Source organism: Polyangium jinanense, from assembly GCF_028435265.1.
Lineage (GTDB): Bacteria > Myxococcota_A > Polyangia > Polyangiales > Polyangiaceae > Polyangium > Polyangium jinanense.
Window position 1 is genome coordinate 1 of sequence record NZ_JAGTJK010000070.1, and the last position, 18,105, is coordinate 18,105.

An 18,105-nucleotide genomic window follows, 5' to 3' on the forward strand; every position below is an offset into this window, starting at 1 on the left:
GCGGGCCCCCGTCAATTCCTTTGAGTTTTAGCCTTGCGGCCGTACTCCCCAGGCGGGGTGCTTAATGCGTTAGCTACGGCACCGCAGGGGTCAAATCCCGCGACACCTAGCACCCATCGTTTACGGCGTGGACTACCAGGGTATCTAATCCTGTTTGCTCCCCACGCTTTCGCGTCTCAGCGTCAGTAACCGTCCAGAAGGCCGCCTTCGCCACAGGTGTTCCTCTCGATATCTACGAATTTCACCTCTACACCGAGAATTCCGCCTTCCTCTCCGGTACTCCAGCTTGGAAGTTTCGAATGCACTTCCTAGGTTGAGCCCAGGGCTTTCACATCCGACTTTCCAAGCAGCCTACACGCGCTTTACGCCCAGTAATTCCGAACAACGTTTGCACCCTCTGTCTTACCGCGGCTGCTGGCACAGAGTTAGCCGGTGCTTGCTAAAGAGGTACCGTCATCATGCCGTCTATTCGACGACACTTATTCGTCCCTCTCCACAGAGCTTTACAACCCGAAGGCCTTCATCACTCACGCGGCGTCGCTGCGTCAGGCTTTCGCCCATTGCGCAAGATTCCCCACTGCTGCCTCCCGTAGGAGTCTGGACCGTGTCTCAGTTCCAGTGTGGCTGATCATCCTCTCAGACCAGCTACCCGTCTTCGCCTTGGTGAGCCGTTACCTCACCAACTAGCTGATGGGCCGCAGGCCCATCCCCTGGTGCGAGCTTGCATGCAGAGGCCCGCTTTTACCCCTGCCTCTCGCGAGGCCGTGGTCTTATGCTGTATTAGCCCTCCTTTCGGAAGGTTATCCACCACCAGAGGGTAGGTTACCTACGTGTTACTCACCCGTGCGCCGCTTTACCGGGGCCGAAGCCCTTTCTCGCACGACTTGCATGTGTTAGGCGCGCCGCTAACGTTCGTTCTGAGCCAGGATCAAACTCTCCAGTTAAACTTGCTGGAGGTCACCTCGGTCCGGCTAAAGACCGGGTGACGGCTCATGCCTCATTGGCATGACGTGTTGCCTCGACCGTGCTTGCGCAGGTCAAAGGCGAGGGCCACGTCACCACACGTTAATGCGTGTTGCGTACAATCCAGTTTTCAAGGACCGAGCCGAGGTGCTTCGCAAAGCTCTCCTCGTTCGCTCGACCAAACGCCGCGCCCAAAGGGCCGACGTCGGCGGCAATCTCAGCAATTATCTCGCAAATTCTGCATATGCCTATGCGGAGCACTACGAGATGCCCACAAACCCAGGTAATCTCTTTCGAGATCCTTCAGGCTCGAGGACCTGCCGAGGACGGCACCTTGCGGCGCCCTGCGTCTCTCAGCGAGGGGCGGCTCTTTAAACCGCCTCATTCGCCTTGTCAACATCTTTTTTCCGAGGGCCGAGAATCTTTTCAGATTCTCTGGACCCTGGGTCCTCACCGAGGACGGCACCTTGCGGCGCCCTGCGTCTCTCAGCGAGGGGCGGCTCTTTAAACCGCCTCATTCACCTTGTCAACATCTTTCTTCCGAGGGCCGAGAATCTTTTCAGATTCTCTGGACCCTGGGTCCTCGCCGAAGACGGCACCTTGCGGCGCCCTCTGTCGCGACGAGGGGGCCGTGTCTATCCCCCCTCGGTCCTGTTGTCAACGGACAATGATCCGCGAAGGACGAAAATATTCTCCGTACCCTTCCATCCGCGGACCTGCCGAGGACGACACCTCGCGGCGCCCTCTGTCCCCCAGCGAAGTGTAGTCGTAACCACTTCCACCCTGGTGTCAACCACCCGACGATCTCGATGACGAGGGGCGGGGAGGCTGACGACGCTCCTCCGACTGTCAACAACGAGAGGAGAGAGGAGAGGACCTCGATCAACGAGGCTTCCGCTCGTCGTGCGGCGGAAGCGCGCCCTTCGGCTCTTGCGGTTCAGGGGCCTCCTCCGGCAGCCCCTGCTCCACGAACTGCTTTGCGATCGACGCGCCAACTTCACCGGCGCCCGTGGTCGATCGCTCCGGTGAGAGGGCCACGCCGCCTCGGCCCGATTCGTCGTACGAGCCACCGCCGAGCGAACCAGGCGGGCGTATCTCCGCGTCGGGCGGGTGCGGCCTGCCGAACGGGTAGATTCCTTTCGATTGATCGACCTCGTCCGTACGGCCTTTCCCCTGCGTGAGAGGGTTGTTCGTTTCATCGTCGCGCACCATCTCGTCCTCCACCGTGCACACGGGTTGCACCCGGCCTGCGCATCCAGTGCCCGGGGGCGGCGTGCATTCGATATGCCGGCAGTGGAATGCGCGCGAGCTCTTCCTTGACAAATGAGAATCGCTCGTATATCGTGGGCGCGGCTGCTGCGAAGTGCGCTTTCCTCGGGCGCGCTCCGGAGTTCAAACGAACCGGGGAAAGGGTCGCGGGTCGGCGATGGATCGTCGGCGTGCGAGCGTGAGGAGACGTGCGTCCTCTGGATTGGATGCGCTCCCAGGCTCGACGTCGCGGCGACGTACGACCTGCGCGATAGGGTTCGTTCGTTCGCAGGGCGCTCGCACGGCAGAACGTGCGCGCGTCTGGGAAAGCAGCCATGGGCAATCTCAGGTTGGATGCGGTCGTGCGCCGAGAGGACAGCGCGCTCGCCCGCATCGAAAGTCGTTTTGGTGTTCCGATCACGCTCATCGCGCGGCCCGATGTCTCCGTCGAGGCAGAGGGCATCGCGGAGCTTCTCGAATTCGTTTCGATTCAGGACACGCTCCTCTCCATCTGGGAAGAGGAGCGCAAAGGCCGCATCGCGCCCTTTTGGGGCGAAGGGCCGGGCCGTCTCGCGGCCGTGGTGCTCACGCCGGATTTCCACAAAGGATCCGGCATCCCCGTGGGCACGGTGGCCGACGCGCGTGGATTCGTCGTCCCACGCGCCGTGGGCAACGACGTCTGCTGCGGCATGCGCCTCGCAGTCACGGACGTGACCCACGACGAGCTCGTGCCACACATGGCCGCCTTGAAGAAGCGCCTGCGGGCCATCTTCTTTCAGGGCCAACGAAACATCCCCATGTCCCCCCGCCAGCGCGAGGCGCTGCTCCGGGACGGGCTCTGGGGGCTCGCCGAGACCGCAGCCGATAACCAAGGCACCGGGATCTGGCAGTACTACGACCCCGCGCGGGAGCTCCACGATCTCGAGCGGGTTCATTTCAACGGCGCGTTGCCCACCGAGGACACGTTCGCCTTCGCGAGCTTCATCCGCGCCTCGGGCGCCAAAGACGGCCGGGACATCCAGATCGGATCCGTCGGCGGCGGGAACCATTTCGTGGAGTTGCAGCGCGTGGACGAGATCGTAGACGGCCACGCGGCGCACACGTTCGGCCTCGGTCGCGGGGCCGTGACGATCATGGCGCACTCGGGCTCCGTCGGGCTCGGCCACGTGGTGGGCGGCCATTTCATGGCACGCGCCCACGAGCTGTACCCGAAAGGCCTACCCCACCCAGCGCACGGCTTTTACGTGATGCCGACCTGGGGGCCGCTCGCCGCGGAGGCGGCCGCGTACCTGTCCGCGATGCGCAACGCAGCGAACTTCGCCTTTGGAAACCGGCTCTTCCTCGTGCTGATGGCAGCGCGCGCGATGAGCGAGGTCCTCGGGCGAACAGTGGAGACGCGGCTCGTCTACGATGCGCCGCACAACCTCATCTGGGAGCCGGAGGGCAGGGCAGGGCGCTTTCTCCATCGCAAAGGCGCAACGCCCGCGCCGGGGCCCGATCCATTCGAGAGCCCATTCCAGTACACCGGGCATCCGGTGATCATCCCAGGCTCGATGGGTGACGCAAGCTGGGTGCTCGCAGGGCTCGGGAACGAGGCGCTGCTCGCGAGCGCCTGTCACGGCGCAGGTCGGAGCCTGACGCGCGGGCAGGCGAGCCACGTGAGCGACGACGTGTACCGGGAATCGACGGGGAAGCTCGACGTGGTGACCCCGATCGATCCGGACGCGCCGTCCCTCCGCGGGCGGCGCGACATCCTCGAGAAGTATCACCGCCGGATGAAGGAGGAGGCGCCCTATGCATACAAGGCCATCACGCCGGTCGTGCGATCCGTCGAGGATGCCGGCGTGGCACGGCGGGTCGTGCGGCTCGCGCCGATTGCAACGGTGAAGGGATGAGCCGTTGCGCCGGGGCGCTGCCCCGGACCCCGCGGGGGCTGTCCGCCCCTCGACCCGGACCAGGCACGGCCTGGACCGAAGGTGGAAGAACTGCGCGATGCGCAGTTCTTCCAGCGGGCCCGTGGCAAGACCGTGAAGGTGTGGTTCACGCTGGCAACGGGGACACCCGTGCCGATTGAAATGCCGGCGCTGCCGTCTTGGCCGGCAGCGTCGTTGCCCGTCTCGACGCGGCCTGTTCGATGAACTGCGCATCGCGCAGTTCATCGACCCCGGGTCCAGCGCTTGCGCTGGTCCGGGTCGAGGGGCGGACAGCCCCCGCGGGGTCTGGGGCAGCGCCCCAGCGAGGCGGCTTTGTTGGCCCGCGCGCCGTGGCCTTCGTAGCGTGCGCCCTAGGGCGCGATATGGAAAACGAAGCAGTGCGGAGCCCGGTCGCGGTGGGCGAGATCCTCGCGGGGAAGTATCGCGTCGAGCGTCTCCTCGGCATGGGCGGCATGGGCGTCGTGGTCGCTGCCACGCACCTCGAGCTCCGGGACGAGCGGGCCATCAAGCTGGTCCGGTCGGAGCTCACGCATCCGCAGATCATCGAGCGCTTCTTCCGCGAGGCGCGCGCCGTCGTGAAACTCCGGAGCGAACACGTCGCTCAGGTGTACGACATCGGCCGGCTGCCCTCGGGCGCCCCGTTCATGGTCATGGAGCTGCTCCACGGCGACGACCTCTCGGCGCTGCTCAAGAAAGGAGGGCCGCTGCCTGTGCACGAGGCCGTCCTTTACGTCATGCAGGCTTGCGACGCGCTTGCCGAGGCCCACGGGCGCGGGATCGTCCACCGTGATCTCAAGCCGGCGAACCTGTTCCTCACGCACCGCGAGGATGGCTCGCCGTGCATCAAGGTCCTCGATTTCGGCGTCTCGAAGCACGTCCCCGAGGATGGCGAGTCGGAGATGACGAGCAACGGCGACATCATGGGCTCGCCGCTGTACATGGCGCCCGAGCAGATGCGCGCGGCGCGGGAGGTCGACGCGCGGGCCGACATCTGGGCGCTCGGCGCGATTCTGTACAAGCTGCTCACGGGCCGCGCGCCGTTCCAGCGGGCCACGACGCCCGAGATCTGCATGGCCGTGCTCGGCAGCGAGATGGCGCCCCTCCCGTCGTCGATTCACGGAAGGATCCCCTCCGGGCTCGAGGCCGTCATCATGCGGTGCCTCTGCAAGGACGTCGACTCGCGCTTCCCGCGCGCCCTCGACCTCAAAGCCGCGCTCTCGCCCTACAGCGAACGCCGCGAAGGCTGGGCCGAGGACGAGCGGACCTCGCTCACCGACGATCCGCGCTCGTCGCGGGTCTCGAACAGCTCGCGCCCGATTCCCAAGAACATCGACGCCATTCTGCTCGGTTGTATCGGCAAGGATTCGGGCCGCCGCGCGGCGCGGGCGAAGGGGCGCCCGACCAAGTCGGATCCGTTCTTGAAGCGCGCGGAAGCCATCGAACCGAAAGCCCTTCCGGCCGTACCTGCGGAACCGCCTTGCGATATGCCCCGGGATCCCGAGCTCTCCTGCGCGGGTGGCGGAACCGTCCCGATGGGCAGCACCGATCTGCGCAAGGCCCGGGAAATGGGATTCGGAGGGCCCCCCCAGGCCTTGCAACCCGCGACGCCCGCCTTCGAGCCCGACGCGAAGCCGACGTCGACCCTCCTCGATCCCGAAGAGACCATCGACGAAGCGACCGCGCTCGCCCCGCCGCGGCTGCCGAGCTTCCCGACGCTCCCGCCTCCGTCGGTGCGCACGTCGCTCCCGTGCGTCCCCGTGCCGAGCGCGAGTGAACCCATGGGGAACAGCATGGCCCCCTGGGATTACGCGCCGGCTCTGCCCGCGCCTCGCCGCGCGAAATCGGTGGCGTTCGTCGCGAGCGCGACGACGGCCGTGTTCATCGTCGTCGCGCTCGTCATGGCCTTCACCACGGGGGGCGAAAAGAACATTGCTGAAGGCGCGGTGCGTGGCGCGGACATGCGCCCGGCGGCCGCCGGCATGCCCGCGGAGCCCGCGATCGAGCCGGAGCTCGAAGAGGCCGCCGCGCCCGCCATCAGCGCGTCTGCGGCGGCCGAAGCGCGCGTGACGCCCTAAGGCACGCAATACGCGACGGTCCTGCCTCCGAGCATGGCCGTCTCGCATCCGCCGAAGCCCTGCGCCTGGCAGTCGACCTTCGCGGGGGTGCCCAGGTTGCAGAACGACACCGTGCTGCCCTCGCACGATTCTGCGGCGCCGAGATCGCATGTCGGCTCGACGAACCCGCATGCCGCGCCCCCGGCGAAGGCTCCGCTCTGCACGAAGCCGCAGCTTTGGCCCTCGGGCGACAGCGCGGCGCAGTCTCGCCGGCCGATCTTCCCGCCTGCGCAGGTCTCCAGCACGTCGCCGTTACAGGCCTGCGAGAAGAAGGTGCAATCCTCGCCCTTGCCGATGCAGCCGATGTCGTTGCGTTGGGGATCGAAGCCGCAGGTCTCGCCGGCGATCGTGATCCGCTTCTCCTCATCCTGCCCGTTGATGTGCACCATGTTGTACTGCGTGCGGCAATCGATCCGCGTGAGAACGCCCGCCGCGGTGCATTCGACGAGTACGTCGGGATCGTCGGCGGCGCAGGCCGCCTTCGTCGTGCCGAAGGTGCAGGTTTCGGCGCCGCAGCCGGCCCAGATGTTCTTGTTGCAGGAGAGCCCCGCGGCTGCGCAGTCCATCGCGGCGGTCGGCTTGCCGTCGGGGTCGCAAAGAACCCAGGTCTGGCCCTCGCAGATGTCGTCGGCGGGGTGCGCGGCGCACGCGGTGGCGAAGGGGTCCTTGGGCGGCGTGCAGGCGCGGACGGTGGCGCAGTCCTTCGCGGCGAGCTTGCAATCGAGGCTCTGGATTTCGAGCCGCAGAGTGCCGGTGGCTGCCCACAGCCAGGGCTCGTCGAGGACGTGGCCGAGACACGCTTGCATGCCGATGGGCTGACCTCCCTCTGCATCGCAGGCGTTGATGCGCAGGCAGTCGGCGATCCGTGGATCGAGCTCCGGCGGCGGAGGCGGAGGGGCCGGCGTCGCGGGGTCGTTCCCGGCGCATGAGAGCAACAGCGTGGACAGGAGAAGCCAAGGAGGACGGATTTTGAGCATGCGCGCTCTCTAGCGCGCCGTTTGCTCCTCGCCGAGCGGCAGCACCAAAATGGCGACACACCCTTTCGTACCGGGCCGGTTTTCCAGCCGGAGTAGCCCCCCGTGCGCCTCGGCGATCTGCCGGCTCAAGAGCAGCCCGATGCCCGAGCCTTGTGGCTTCGTTGTGAAGAACGGCACGAACAGGTTCTCCGTTTGCGGCAGCCCCGGCCCCTCGTCCTCCACGAGCACTTCCACGCGCGCCCCGACCGCCCGCCACGACACGCGCACCCCTCCGCCCGTCTCCAGCGCCGCGTCGACCGCGTTGCGAACCAGGTTGATGAGGAGCTGATCGAGCTGATCACCGTCGCCCGGCGCGACGACTGCCGGCCCCTCGTCCACATGCACCGGCAGCCGTTTCTCCAGCGCTGCCACGCGCATAACCCAAGCTCCGACCTCGACCGGACCGATCGACGGCGACGGCAAACGTGCGACGCGCGCGTAGGCCGACATGAACCGACCGAGCGCTTCGGAGCGGCGCGCGATCACCGCGAGGCCGTCGCGCACGTCGTCCTCCCAGTCGTCGGGCCGCGGGGTAAGCGAGAGCAACTTGCGTTGTCCCTCGGCGATCGACTGGATCGGCGCGAGCGAGTTGTTGATCTCGTGGCTGATCACGCGGATGAGCCGCTGGAAGGCTTGCCGCTCCTCCTCGCGCAGCGCGCGCCGCAGATCCGTGAGCACGACCAGGTGATGCGGCCGGCCGCCCTGCCGGAACGTCGTGCGCCGGAGCTCGAACGGACCGCCGCTGCCCGCGAGGACGTCGTCGAGGCGGCAAGGCGCGGGCGCCGTGAGCCAAGCCGACACGCCGAGCGACGCCGCACGCCGGCCGAGCAAGCGCGGGGTGGGCAGGCCGAGCAGGCGCTCGCCCGCGGGGTTCACGAGCCGCAGGGTCTCGCCCTCGTCGAAGGCGAAGATCGCCACGTCGATCTGCTCCATCACAGTGCGGAGCAGCGCGCTCGCTTCGAGGGCCCCGAGCGTCTTTTCGCGCACGGCATCGCCGAGCGCGTTCGCTTCCAGCATCACCTCGCCCAGCGGATCCCCTCGCCGCGCGCCGCGTGCGCGCATCGACGTGTCGCCCGCGCGCAGCGCTTCGAGCACGTTCGCCAGCGTCTGGAGCGGCCGCACCACGCGCGCTTGCACTTCGGAGGCGACGCCGGCCCACGTGAGCACGACGATCGTGGTCAGCGTCCACTTCGCGGCCGCGCCTGCGTCGCTCCGCCAGAGCAGCACGAGCGCGAGGACGACCGCGGGCAGACCCGCGAGGAGCGTGAGGAGAAAAATCCCGCGATCGAACGGCAGTCGCGGCCGCTCGGCGTTCATCCGGAGCCCTTGAGCCCGAAGTGCTGCATTCGCCGGTAGAGCGCGCTGCGGCTGAGGCCAAGGGCGCGCGCCGCGTCGCTCACATTGCCGCCGGTGCGGGCGAGCGCCCGCGCGATGAGGTGCCCCTCGGCCTCTTCCAGCGTCATCTCTTCGAGCCGGTTCGGGGCCTGCGAAGGCCGCCGCAGCATGATGTCCTGGGCCCGGATGAGGCCACTCGGCGCGAGGAGAAGCGCGCGCTCGACCGCATGTTCGAGCTCGCGCACGTTGCCCGGGAACGGATGCGCGAGCAGCGCCTCGATCGCGCTCGGATCAAACGACGCGTTCTCGATCCGGTAGCGTTTCGCGTGCGACACGAGGAAATGCCCCGCGAGCGCCGGGATGTCCTCGCGCCGCTCCCGCAGCGGCGGCAGGTGGATCTCCACCGTGTTCAGCCGGTAGAGCAGATCCTCGCGGAAGCGCCCCGCGTGCACTTCCGCCCCGACGTCGACGTTCGTCGCGGAGAGGACACGCGCGTTCACCTTGCGCACCTTCGACGAGCCGACCGGGGAGAGCTCCCCGGTCTGCAGCACCCGCAAGAGCTTCGCCTGCTGGGCGAGCGGCATGTTCGCGATCTCGTCGAGGAAGAGCGTGCCCGCGTCGGCGAGCTCGAAGCAGCCGATCCGATCTTCGCGCGCGTCCGTGAACGCGCCCTTCACGTGGCCGAAGAGCTCGCTCTCGAAAACGCCCTCGGCGAGGCCGCCCGCGTTCACCGGCACGAACGGCCCGCTGGCCCGCCGTGAGATCGCGTGCAGGTAGCAGGCGACGACCTCCTTGCCCGTCCCGTGCTCCCCCGTGAGGAGCACGTTCGCGTCCGACGGCCCGATCCGCTCGATGAGCCGCATCACCGGCGCCATCGCGCGCGAGCCCGCGACGAGCGGCGGCACCTCGCCCCGGAGCGCTGCGTTTTCCCGTTCGAGCCGCCGCATGCGCCGCAGCGCCCGCCCGAGCTCCACCTGCGAGCGCAGCGTCGCGAGCAGCCGAGCGTTGTCCCACGGCTTCTGCACGTAATCGCGCGCGCCCTTGCGCATCGCCTCGACCGCGCCCTCCACGCTGCCCCACGCCGTCATCACCACCACCGGCAACGTCGCGTCGAGCTCGCGCAGCTTGGGGAGCAGCGAAAGGCCCTCGCGGCCGGAGGTGGTGTCGCGCGTGTAGTTCAGATCGAGGAGCACGACGTCGAAGTCGCCGCCCTCCACGGCCGCGAGCACGGCGGCCGGCGACCGCGCAAGCGTTGGGGAAAAACCCTCGGCCTTCACGAGCAGGCGCAGCGCTTCGAGCACGTCGGGCTGATCGTCGGCCAGCAGGATCTTCATCGTCGTCACGGCGAGGTTACTCCGCGCGCAGGGCGATCGCAGGAGGGACACGCGTGGCGCGCCGCGCGGGGAAGTAACTCGCGAAGAGCGCCGCCCCCGCGAGCACCGGGCAGGCGATCAAAAGCGTCAGCGGATCACGCTCGCTCACGCCGTAGATCACGCTCGTCATCACCCGCGACAGCACGAGCGAGGCCGCGAGACCCACGCCGATCCCGAGCCCGGCGAGCACCAGGCTCCGCTTGAGCACCATGCCGAGGATGTCGCGTGCCTCGGCCCCGAGCGCCAGCCGGATCCCGAACTCACGCGTGCGTTGCGTCACCATGTAGGAGGTCACGCCATACAGTCCAACCGCGGCCAGGATGAGCGCCGTGATCGCGAAGACGGACAGCACCTCCAGCGCGAACCGGCGTGGCCCGAGGCGCTGGTCGACGCGTGCTTGCATGGGGATCGCGTCGTAGATCGGCTGATCCCGATCGATCGCGCGGACCTCGCTCCGCAGCGCTGACAGGAGCGACAGCGGATCCTGCGACGTGCGGAGAACGATGTTCAGGCTGTGCCGGGGGACCTGCGCGTACGAGGCGTAAAACGTCGGCGCGATCGTCTCCTCGCTCGACACCTCGCGCACGTCGCCGACCACGCCGACGATCGTGCAGAACGGGCACGTCTTCTCGTCGTCGCCGCAGGGCATGCGGACCCTGCGCCCGACCGCGTTGCCCTCGGGGAAGTACGTCTTCGCGAGCGCCTGGTTCACCACGATGGCGTGCGGCGCGTCCTCGTGGTCCTGGTCGTTCAGCATGCGCCCCTCGATCAGCGGCACGCGCATCGACTCCAGGTAGCCCGGCGTGATCTCGCGATGCACCGCGTACGGCCAGCGCTCGCCTGCCGCGGGCGTCTTGCCCTCGATGCGGAAGCTCTGGCTGTAGCGCACCGAGATCGGCAGGTTCGTGGTGATGCCGGCGCCGGTCACGCCGGGGAGGTTGTTCAAGCGAGCGAGCAAGTCACGCGCGAAGGCGGCCTTCGCCTTGTCCTCCTTGTAGCGCGGGTTCGTGATGGCAAGTTTTGCCGTCAGCACGCCCTCGGGATCGAAGCCGAGCGGCATGCGGGCCATCGCGCTGAGGCTGCGGGTCATGAGGCCGGCGCCGGCGAGCAGCATCAGCGCGAGCGCGATTTGCGCGACGACGAGCGCGTTCCGGAAGCGACCCATACGTCCGCCGGCCGTGCCGCGGCTGCCTTCCTTGAGCACGTCGGCCGGATCGACGCGGCTCGCGTGTATCGCCGGGATCACGCCGAAGACGAGCCCCGTCACGAGCGACACGCCGAGCGTGAAGGCGACGACGACACCGTCGAGGTGGATCTCCTCGGCGCGCGGAAGCCTGTCGGGATCGATCGCGACGAGCGCGTCCACGCCCCAGAGCGCGAGCAGGAGCCCGAGCGCGCCGCCGAGCACGGCGAGCACCGCGCTCTCCACGAGGAACTGCACGGCAATCCGCCCGCTGCCCGCGCCGAGCGCCGCGCGCACCGCGATCTCGCGTTGCCGCACCGCTGCCCGCGCGAGCAGGAGGTTCGCCACGTTCGCGCAGGCGATGAGCAGCACGAACGCCACCGCGCCGAGCAGGAACACGAGCGTCGTCTGCGTCTCGCCGACCATGAAATCCTTGAGCGTCTGCACCTTCACGAGGAGCTGCGACGTGCCCGGGGCCGCGCCCTCGTGCTCCTCGTTCATGCGGCGGCGCAGCGCGGTCAGATCCTCCGCTGCCTGCTCGACGGAGATCCCGGCCTTCAGCCGCGCGATGAGGTCGTAGTTCCGCCAGTTGCGGCGCTCCTCCGAGGACTCGAGCTCCGAAGGCGCGAGTGGGACCCAGACGTCGACCTTCTGCGGCAACACAAACCCGCGCGGCAACACGCCGACCACCGTGTAGGGCTCGCCGCTGAGATCCACCGAGCGCCCGACGATCGACGCATCACCGCCGAAGCGCCGCTGCCAGAGCGCGTGCGAGAGCAGGACGACGCGATCGCTCCCGGCCTTCTCCTCGTCCGGGGTAAACGTGCGGCCGGGCGCCGCTTCGATCTTCAGCACGGGGAAAAACGCCGGCGAGACGGTTGCGACGAGCAGGCGCTCGGGCGGATCGACACTCGCGAGGTTCTTGTCGCGGAGCTGGTAGGCCGCGATGGCTTCGAGCGAGCGGTTCTGATCGCGGAAGTCGTGGTACTCCGGGATGCCGAACGCCATCTGTTCGAGCCCCGCCAGTCGAAAATCCTGGTGGATGACGACGATGCGGTCCGCGTCCGGATACGGCAGCGGCCGGAGGACCACCGCGTTCACCACGCTGAAGATCGCGCTCGTCGCGCCGATGCCGAGCGCGAGCACCACGAGCGCGGCGATCGTGAAGGCCGGCGCCTTGCGCAGCATGCGCAGGGCGAAGCGGACGTCTTGCAGAAAGTCGTGCATGGCTCTCTCTCCGCGCCTCAGGCCGCCGCCCCGGGCGCGTGCGACTCCTCGACGATCCGCCCGTCGAACAAGCTGATCGTGCGCGTCGCGTGCCGCGCGAAGGCCACGTCGTGCGTCACCATCGCGATCGTCGCGCCGCCCTCGTGCAGCTCGTGCAAAAGCTGCATCACGGCCTGCCCGTTCTTCGAGTCGAGGTTCCCGGTGGGCTCGTCCGCGAGCAGGATCGCCGGGTCGCCGACAACGGCGCGCGCCACCGCGACGCGCTGCTGCTGTCCGCCGGAGAGCTGACCGGGCAGGTGCCGGGCGCGGTGCGCGACGCCCACGCGTTCGAGCGCCTTCATCACCTTCTCGCGCCGCGCCTCCGGCGGCACCTTCCGGTAGACCAGCGGCAGCTCGACGTTCTCGTACACCGACAGATCGCCGATCAGGTTGAAGGTCTGGAAGATGAACCCGATCTCCTGGTTGCGCAGGCGTGACGTCTCCGCGGCCGAGAGCCCCGCGGCGGGTTTTCCGCGCAGCGTGTACGAGCCGCCCGACGGCGTATCGAGCAGCCCCAGGATCGCGAGCAACGTCGACTTCCCCGAGCCCGAGGGCCCGATCACGCTGATCCACTCGCCCTTGTCGATCGTGAGGTGCACGCCTTCGAGCGCGTGCGTCTCCACCTCGTCGGTGGTGAACACCTTGGTGATCCCTTCGAGCGCGATCAGTCGTTCCGCCTTGCTGGCCATCGTCCCTCCTTCGTCGTCTCGTTTCGTTAGCGAAGCTTGATCCGATCGATCCCGTCCCATCGCGACATGTCCGAGAGGATCACCCGATCCCCTTGGCGCAAGCCGCCGCGGACCTCGATCGTCCCGACGGAAGCGCGTCCGAGCTCCACCCGCTCGCGCAGCGCGAGTTCGCCCCCGTCGATCAACTTGAACAGGCTCACCGCGCCCTCCGGCTGCGCCCCCGCGGGCCGCTCCACGGAGAGCACATCCGAAAGTCGTTCGATCTCGATCGTCCCCTCGACCGAGAGATCCGGCCGTGATCCTTGCGGCAGATCTCCCTCGATCGTCACCTCCACGGTGACGGTCCCCTGGTACGCGGCGGGCGCGATGCGCGCCACGCGCCCTTTCGCCAGGCCGTTGTGCGTGTCGATCGTCGCGGCCTGACCGATCTGCAGATCCTTCGCCTGAAGCTCGGGGATCCGCAGGACGGCCTTGAGCTTCTCGGGTCGGATGACGCGGGCGAGCACGGTCCCGGGCACGACCCATTGCCCGAGCTCGAGCGGCAGATCCTGCAAGAGCCCGTCGCCGCCGGCGCGCACCCGCATCGCGTCGACCTGACGCTTGCGAAACGCGGCGATGTCGCGCCGCTTCGTGATCTGCGTCTGCTGCGCGCCAATCTCGTCCCGCTTGCTGCCGTCGACGACCGCGACCCTGCGCTTCGCGAGCTCGAGCCGCGCCGCAAGATCGGCCTCGCGATCAGCAAGCTGCCGCGCGTCGAGCGCCGAGTACACCTCGCCGGCGCCGGCGCGATACGCCTCGGCGCGGCGCTGCACGTCGGCGAGCTGCGAGGCGAGATCGGCAACGGTGGCGCGCTCTGCAAGCGCCTGCGTTTCGAGGCGGCTCTTCGCCTGGAACAACTCGAGCTGCGCACTCGCCACATCCCGCTCCGACGCGAGCTCTTCGAGCACGACATCGGGATTCGTGAGCTCCAGGATCAGCGTGTCCTTGGCGACGGTGGCGCCAGGTTTGACGTGGATGCGCTCGACGCGCCCCGCGGTCTCGGCCGTGATCCACCGGACCTCCTCGGGCACGAGCGACCCGGGCCCTTTCACCTGCCGCACCATCTGGCCGCGCTGCACCGTGGCGATCCAAAGGCCGGACCGCTCGACCTCGGGGGCCGCGGCACGGAGGCGCCCGAGGCCCAGCGTGACGAGCGCGATCGCGAGGACGCCTGCCGCCGCAGCAAAGAGCGGCGCGCGACGCTTGGGGGTGGGCTTGCGCGGGATGTCCATCCGACGCGGAGGGCCCTAGCGAAGGGTGTACCAAGCGGCAGACACGGAAAAACCCGCGTAAACGAGAGCCGAGCCGGGGAGGGGTGACCGGTTCTGGGATCGGCGTCCCAAAATCGGACACCTGCTTCCGCCCTCGACCCACCTGCTGGCCCGGCCCTCACCCCCCCTCTCCGCGGCGCGGAGAGGGGGGGTTGGGGGGGTGAGGTCTGTCAGATTAGAACCGGCGCCCCGGGCGCCCCCGGTCCTCGAGCAAGCGCGCCGAATCTGGCGCGTCCGAAGGCGCCATCACGCGCGACGTCCGCGCGCCTTCCGGCGCAGAAGCCCCGTTCGTCTCCACGATCCACGAGGCAAGAACGAGCAACACGACACCAACGAGCACGATTGCAGCGACGATCGCCGTCGCCATGGGCAAACGAATACGAACGCCGTCGATCTGATTCATCTCGAGCGTCACGAACACCTCCTCGTGCAAGCAACGGATCGACAAAGGCCCCGCGGGCGCGTTCTCGCGCCGATTTCCCCGAGCCCCTCGATGTCCGTCCGATGGTCCACCGCCGCTCGAAAAAAGCGGCACCTTCATCGTCCGTCGACCGGCGCACACTTTATCGCAAGGGGCACTCAAATGGAGGGAAATCGGTGGTTTGCTGGGACATTGAATGTCCGCTACATGGCGCGCGGAGGGGGGCCCGAGGCGCCCGCGGTCGCGACGCGCGACCTTGTCCCCCCGCCTCTCCGCGCCTACACACCCACCGATGCGCCGACCTCTGTCCCCCGAAGAGCAATACACCCAGGCCGCGCGTGTCCGTGAGCTCGTCGACCTCCTCCGCGCGTTCCTCGAAGGGCGGACGGACCGCGTGGACATCGCTCGCTGGACGTGCACGGGATGGCGCGAAGCTGCGGCGGCCAAGGGCGGGTTTCCGGATCACGCCATCGCGCGCCTGGTGTTCATGTCCCTCGAAGACATCGAGCGGCGCTGGGGCGACGATTTTTTGGTGCGCCGCGAGGACGTAACGGGTTACGTCGAGTGGCTGACTACGCGGGGCTATTTGATGGCGTCGCTTCCGCTCGCCGCCGTCGCGCGCTCCATCGACTCGCTCGTGACGGAGATGCGCGGGGACACGGTCCGTTTCTTCCTGCCGGGGCTCGGCTGGCTCGTGGAGACGTGTTTCGCCTCGGCGGCCACGGGGCGTGGGTTCTGGGCCGTGTCGGACCTCGAACGCGGGAGCGGCCTGGAGATTCGCACGATCCGCGGGGACGATCCCACCGAGGCGGCGCAGGACCTCGCGGAGGCCCTCGCCCTGGACACGCCGGAGGTCCAATGGATCGAACCACGCATCGACCTCGCCGCGCTCCCGCGCTGGTCGCTCTGGCGCCAGGACGACAATGGGCAGCGTTACGAGATGTCCACGTTCCTCTCGTATTCGCGGGCCATGCGCGAGTGCGCCACGTTCGAGGCCCGCGGACACAAGCAGATGTACTGGGTGCGCCGGCAAGGGCAGGGGGACTGAAATCCCGATCGAGCCGGCCGGACCCATGCATTGCGCCCACGTGACGCCGGCCTGCCGCGCGGTACGATGCGCCCTTCATGAACACGCGCGCCGAGGAACGTCACCTTGCCGGCGAGGCCTTGCGCCTGCTTGGCAAAGAGCGCCTCGCGCTCGCCATCCACGACCCGAGCTTCCCTGCGGATCCCGACGAGGACATCGGCCGCGGCTCTCCCTACGGCCGCGCGTCGGCGCGTTTTTTCCGATTCGCCCGCGACCTCGGCTTCACCGCGGTCCTGCTCGGCCCGCAGGGCGACCTCTCCGAAGGCAACGCCTCGCCGTACGACGGCGCCTGCTTTTCGCGCGCCACCGTCTCCATCGCGCTCGCCCCGCTCGCCCGGGATCCCGCCTGGGGCGGCCTCCTCCGCCCTGAAACGCTCGCGTCGCTCGTCGCCGATCGCCCCCGCAGCCCGGCCGGCCGCGCGCATCACCGCTACGCCTCCGCCGCCGTGCGCCGCGCGCTCGACGAGGCCTTCGCGGCATTCCAGGAAAAACGTCGGTTCGGCAGCCTGCCACCCACGCTCGCCGCGTTTGCCGCCCGGCTCGACGCGTGGCGTGCGCGGAACATCGGCTGGATCGAGCGGGATGCGCTTTACGAGCGCCTCGCGATGGAGCACAGCCTCGGCCATTTCAAGGACTGGCCCGCCCTGGACGCGCGCCTCTTCGCGCCCTCGCCCGGGGACGAGGCCGCGGCGGCCGCGCGATGGTCCACGCTCCGCTCACGCTACGCGGAAACCATCGAAGCCCACGCCTTCCGCCAGCTCCTCGCGCGGGAAGAACACGCGGCCTTGCGCGCGCATCTCGCTTCCCTCGACCTCGCCCTTTACGGCGACCTCGCCGTGGGCCTCGGCTTGCAGGACGAATGGTCGAACCTCTCGATTTTCCTCTCCGGCTACCGCATGGGCGCCCCGCCGAGCCGCACGAATCCCGAGGGACAACCGTGGGGGTATCCCGTCCTCGATCCCGCCCTCTGGCCTGGCGCGGCCGGCGAATTCCTCCGCGCGCGCATGACCGCGATGTTCGAGGCTTACGACGGCGTGCGAATCGATCATCCACACGGCCTCGTCGACCCGTGGGTGTACGATGCGGCCGCGGAGGACCCGCTCGTGGCCGTCCAGCGCGGCGCGCGCCTCCGCTCCTCGCCGGACCTCTCCGATCACCCGCGCCTCGCTGCGTTTGCCATTCCGCATCCGTCGCAGATCGATGGGAGCCTGCCGCGCCATGCGGAGGCCTGGGTCCGGGACCTCGACGCGGCCCAGGTGGGCGCCTACGGAAAACTCCTCGACGTCCTGGTGGAAGCCGCCGAGGTGAGGGGACACGTCGCCAAAACGCTGTTTTGCGAGGTCCTGAGCACGCTGCCGGGGCAGCTCGAGGCGGTGCTCGCGCGGCACGGGCTTGGGCGATTCCGCGTGACCCAGAAGGCGAACCTCGACGACCCGCGCGACGTCTACCGCAGCGAAAACGCCGAGCCCGCCGACTGGATCATGATGGGCACACACGACACGCCCTCGATGTGGGAGCTCGCGGCCACGTGGCGGGCCGAAGGCAAGCTCGCGGCGCAGGCCTCGTACCTCGCGCGGCGGCTCGGGGCGCCGGCGCTGGAAGCGGCCGTCCTGCGTGACCCTGGCATGCTGGTCGCGGCGAAGCTCGCCGACGCCCTGGCGAGCAACGCTCGGAGCGCGATGCTCTTTTTCGCCGACCTGTTCGGGCTGCGGGAGCGGTACAACGTCCCCGGCACGATCAGCGACGACAACTGGTCGCTCCGCGTGCCCGAGGGGTGGGAGACGGGGTATTTCGAGGCGCGACGCCGGGGCGAGGCGCTCGACCTCCGCCAGGCGCTCGCGCTCGCGCTCCGGGCGCGGGCGTCCGGGGCGGCGGGCGACCTCGAAACGCTCGCGGCGCGGCTTTCCGCGCTGCCTTGAGCGGCGTCCGCGCTCGGTTCCGGCCTGCCACACGTGGCAGAGCGGAGACCTGCTCTCGCGGACGACCTGTCCCACGTCGTCGCCGCGAACGCCGGTCGGCGCGGGCGACGGACACAGGCGGCAGGTGACGGGGGCGACGGGATCGGCGGGCGGACACGTGTCGCGGACGGGCGGGGAGGTCGGAAAGGGCGAGTGACACACGTGGCCGCCCGCGGATCCCGGTCGGTTCGGCGAGGTGACACGTGTG

General features: G+C 68.7%; 12 protein-coding genes and 1 rRNA gene. 4 read left to right on the top strand and 9 right to left on the bottom strand.

The window, feature by feature from the left end; translation table 11 throughout:
- Both KEG38_RS49375 and KEG38_RS49380 read right to left on the bottom strand, forming a co-directional pair.
- Positions 1-944, bottom strand: a 16S ribosomal RNA gene (locus KEG38_RS49375); the annotation flags it as partial.
- A gap of 901 nt (positions 945-1,845) precedes the next feature.
- Entirely contained in the window at positions 1,846-2,205 is a 360-nt protein-coding gene (locus tag KEG38_RS49380) for a hypothetical protein (protein ID WP_272427907.1), read from the bottom strand.
- 368 nt (positions 2,206-2,573) lie between these two features.
- Between KEG38_RS49380 and KEG38_RS49385 the strand changes: the two genes are divergently transcribed.
- Entirely contained in the window at positions 2,574-4,106 is a 1,533-nt protein-coding gene (locus KEG38_RS49385; RefSeq protein WP_272427908.1) for an RtcB family protein, read from the top strand.
- Between the two features lie 401 nt (positions 4,107-4,507).
- On the top strand, positions 4,508-6,220 hold the full coding sequence (locus KEG38_RS49390) for a serine/threonine-protein kinase (RefSeq protein WP_272427909.1): 1,713 nt from the start codon (positions 4,508-4,510) through the stop codon (positions 6,218-6,220).
- Here KEG38_RS49390 and KEG38_RS49395 read toward each other — a convergent pair.
- The 7 genes from KEG38_RS49395 to KEG38_RS49425 form a co-directional block, all read right to left on the bottom strand.
- Positions 6,217-7,236, bottom strand: a complete 1,020-nt coding sequence (locus KEG38_RS49395; protein ID WP_272427910.1) for a hypothetical protein — start codon at positions 7,234-7,236, stop codon at positions 6,217-6,219. The two genes, KEG38_RS49390 and KEG38_RS49395, sit on opposite strands and share 4 nt — an antisense overlap.
- A 9-nt stretch (positions 7,237-7,245) precedes the next feature.
- A complete protein-coding gene (locus KEG38_RS49400; protein ID WP_272427911.1) occupies positions 7,246-8,592 on the bottom strand; it encodes a sensor histidine kinase in 1,347 nt (448 codons plus the stop codon).
- Positions 8,589-9,944, bottom strand: coding sequence for a sigma-54-dependent transcriptional regulator (locus tag KEG38_RS49405; RefSeq protein WP_272427936.1), 1,356 nt, complete (start codon positions 9,942-9,944; stop codon positions 8,589-8,591). The genes KEG38_RS49400 and KEG38_RS49405 overlap by 4 nt, the downstream gene beginning before the upstream one ends.
- A 16-nt stretch (positions 9,945-9,960) precedes the next feature.
- Positions 9,961-12,393: an ABC transporter permease gene (locus KEG38_RS49410; RefSeq protein ID WP_272427912.1), complete on the bottom strand. Its 2,433-nt coding sequence runs from the start codon at positions 12,391-12,393 to the stop codon at positions 9,961-9,963.
- A 17-nt stretch (positions 12,394-12,410) separates the two neighbouring features.
- A complete protein-coding gene (locus tag KEG38_RS49415; RefSeq protein ID WP_272427913.1) occupies positions 12,411-13,121 on the bottom strand; it encodes an ABC transporter ATP-binding protein in 711 nt (236 codons plus the stop codon).
- Between the two features lie 26 nt (positions 13,122-13,147).
- On the bottom strand, positions 13,148-14,392 hold the full coding sequence (locus KEG38_RS49420; protein WP_272427914.1) for an efflux RND transporter periplasmic adaptor subunit: 1,245 nt from the start codon (positions 14,390-14,392) through the stop codon (positions 13,148-13,150).
- Positions 14,393-14,606: 214 nt separating this feature from the next.
- Entirely contained in the window at positions 14,607-14,846 is a 240-nt protein-coding gene (locus KEG38_RS49425) for a hypothetical protein (protein WP_272427915.1), read from the bottom strand.
- Positions 14,847-15,144: 298 nt separating this feature from the next.
- Here KEG38_RS49425 and KEG38_RS49430 point away from each other — a divergent pair, with 298 nt between their 5' ends.
- Positions 15,145-15,900: a hypothetical protein gene (locus tag KEG38_RS49430; RefSeq protein WP_272427916.1), complete on the top strand. Its 756-nt coding sequence runs from the start codon at positions 15,145-15,147 to the stop codon at positions 15,898-15,900.
- 77 nt (positions 15,901-15,977) lie between these two features.
- A complete protein-coding gene (locus tag KEG38_RS49435; protein WP_272427917.1) occupies positions 15,978-17,858 on the top strand; it encodes a 4-alpha-glucanotransferase in 1,881 nt (626 codons plus the stop codon).
- The last annotated feature ends 247 nt before the right edge of the window (positions 17,859-18,105 follow it).

What these genes read in the sequence shown, in the direction of transcription:
- KEG38_RS49390 (WP_272427909.1), top strand. Translation starts at nt 4,508, where the DNA reads ATGGAAAACGAAGCAGTGCGGAGCCCGGTCGCGGTGGGCGAGATCCTC.
- KEG38_RS49395 (WP_272427910.1), bottom strand. Translation starts at nt 7,236, where the DNA reads ATGCTCAAAATCCGTCCTCCTTGGCTTCTCCTGTCCACGCTGTTGCTC.
- KEG38_RS49400 (WP_272427911.1), bottom strand. Translation starts at nt 8,592, where the DNA reads ATGAACGCCGAGCGGCCGCGACTGCCGTTCGATCGCGGGATTTTTCTC.
- KEG38_RS49405 (WP_272427936.1), bottom strand. Translation starts at nt 9,944, where the DNA reads ATGAAGATCCTGCTGGCCGACGATCAGCCCGACGTGCTCGAAGCGCTG.
- KEG38_RS49410 (WP_272427912.1), bottom strand. Translation starts at nt 12,393, where the DNA reads ATGCACGACTTTCTGCAAGACGTCCGCTTCGCCCTGCGCATGCTGCGC.
- KEG38_RS49415 (WP_272427913.1), bottom strand. Translation starts at nt 13,121, where the DNA reads ATGGCCAGCAAGGCGGAACGACTGATCGCGCTCGAAGGGATCACCAAG.
- KEG38_RS49420 (WP_272427914.1), bottom strand. Translation starts at nt 14,392, where the DNA reads ATGGACATCCCGCGCAAGCCCACCCCCAAGCGTCGCGCGCCGCTCTTT.
- KEG38_RS49430 (WP_272427916.1), top strand. Translation starts at nt 15,145, where the DNA reads ATGCGCCGACCTCTGTCCCCCGAAGAGCAATACACCCAGGCCGCGCGT.
- KEG38_RS49435 (WP_272427917.1), top strand. Translation starts at nt 15,978, where the DNA reads ATGAACACGCGCGCCGAGGAACGTCACCTTGCCGGCGAGGCCTTGCGC.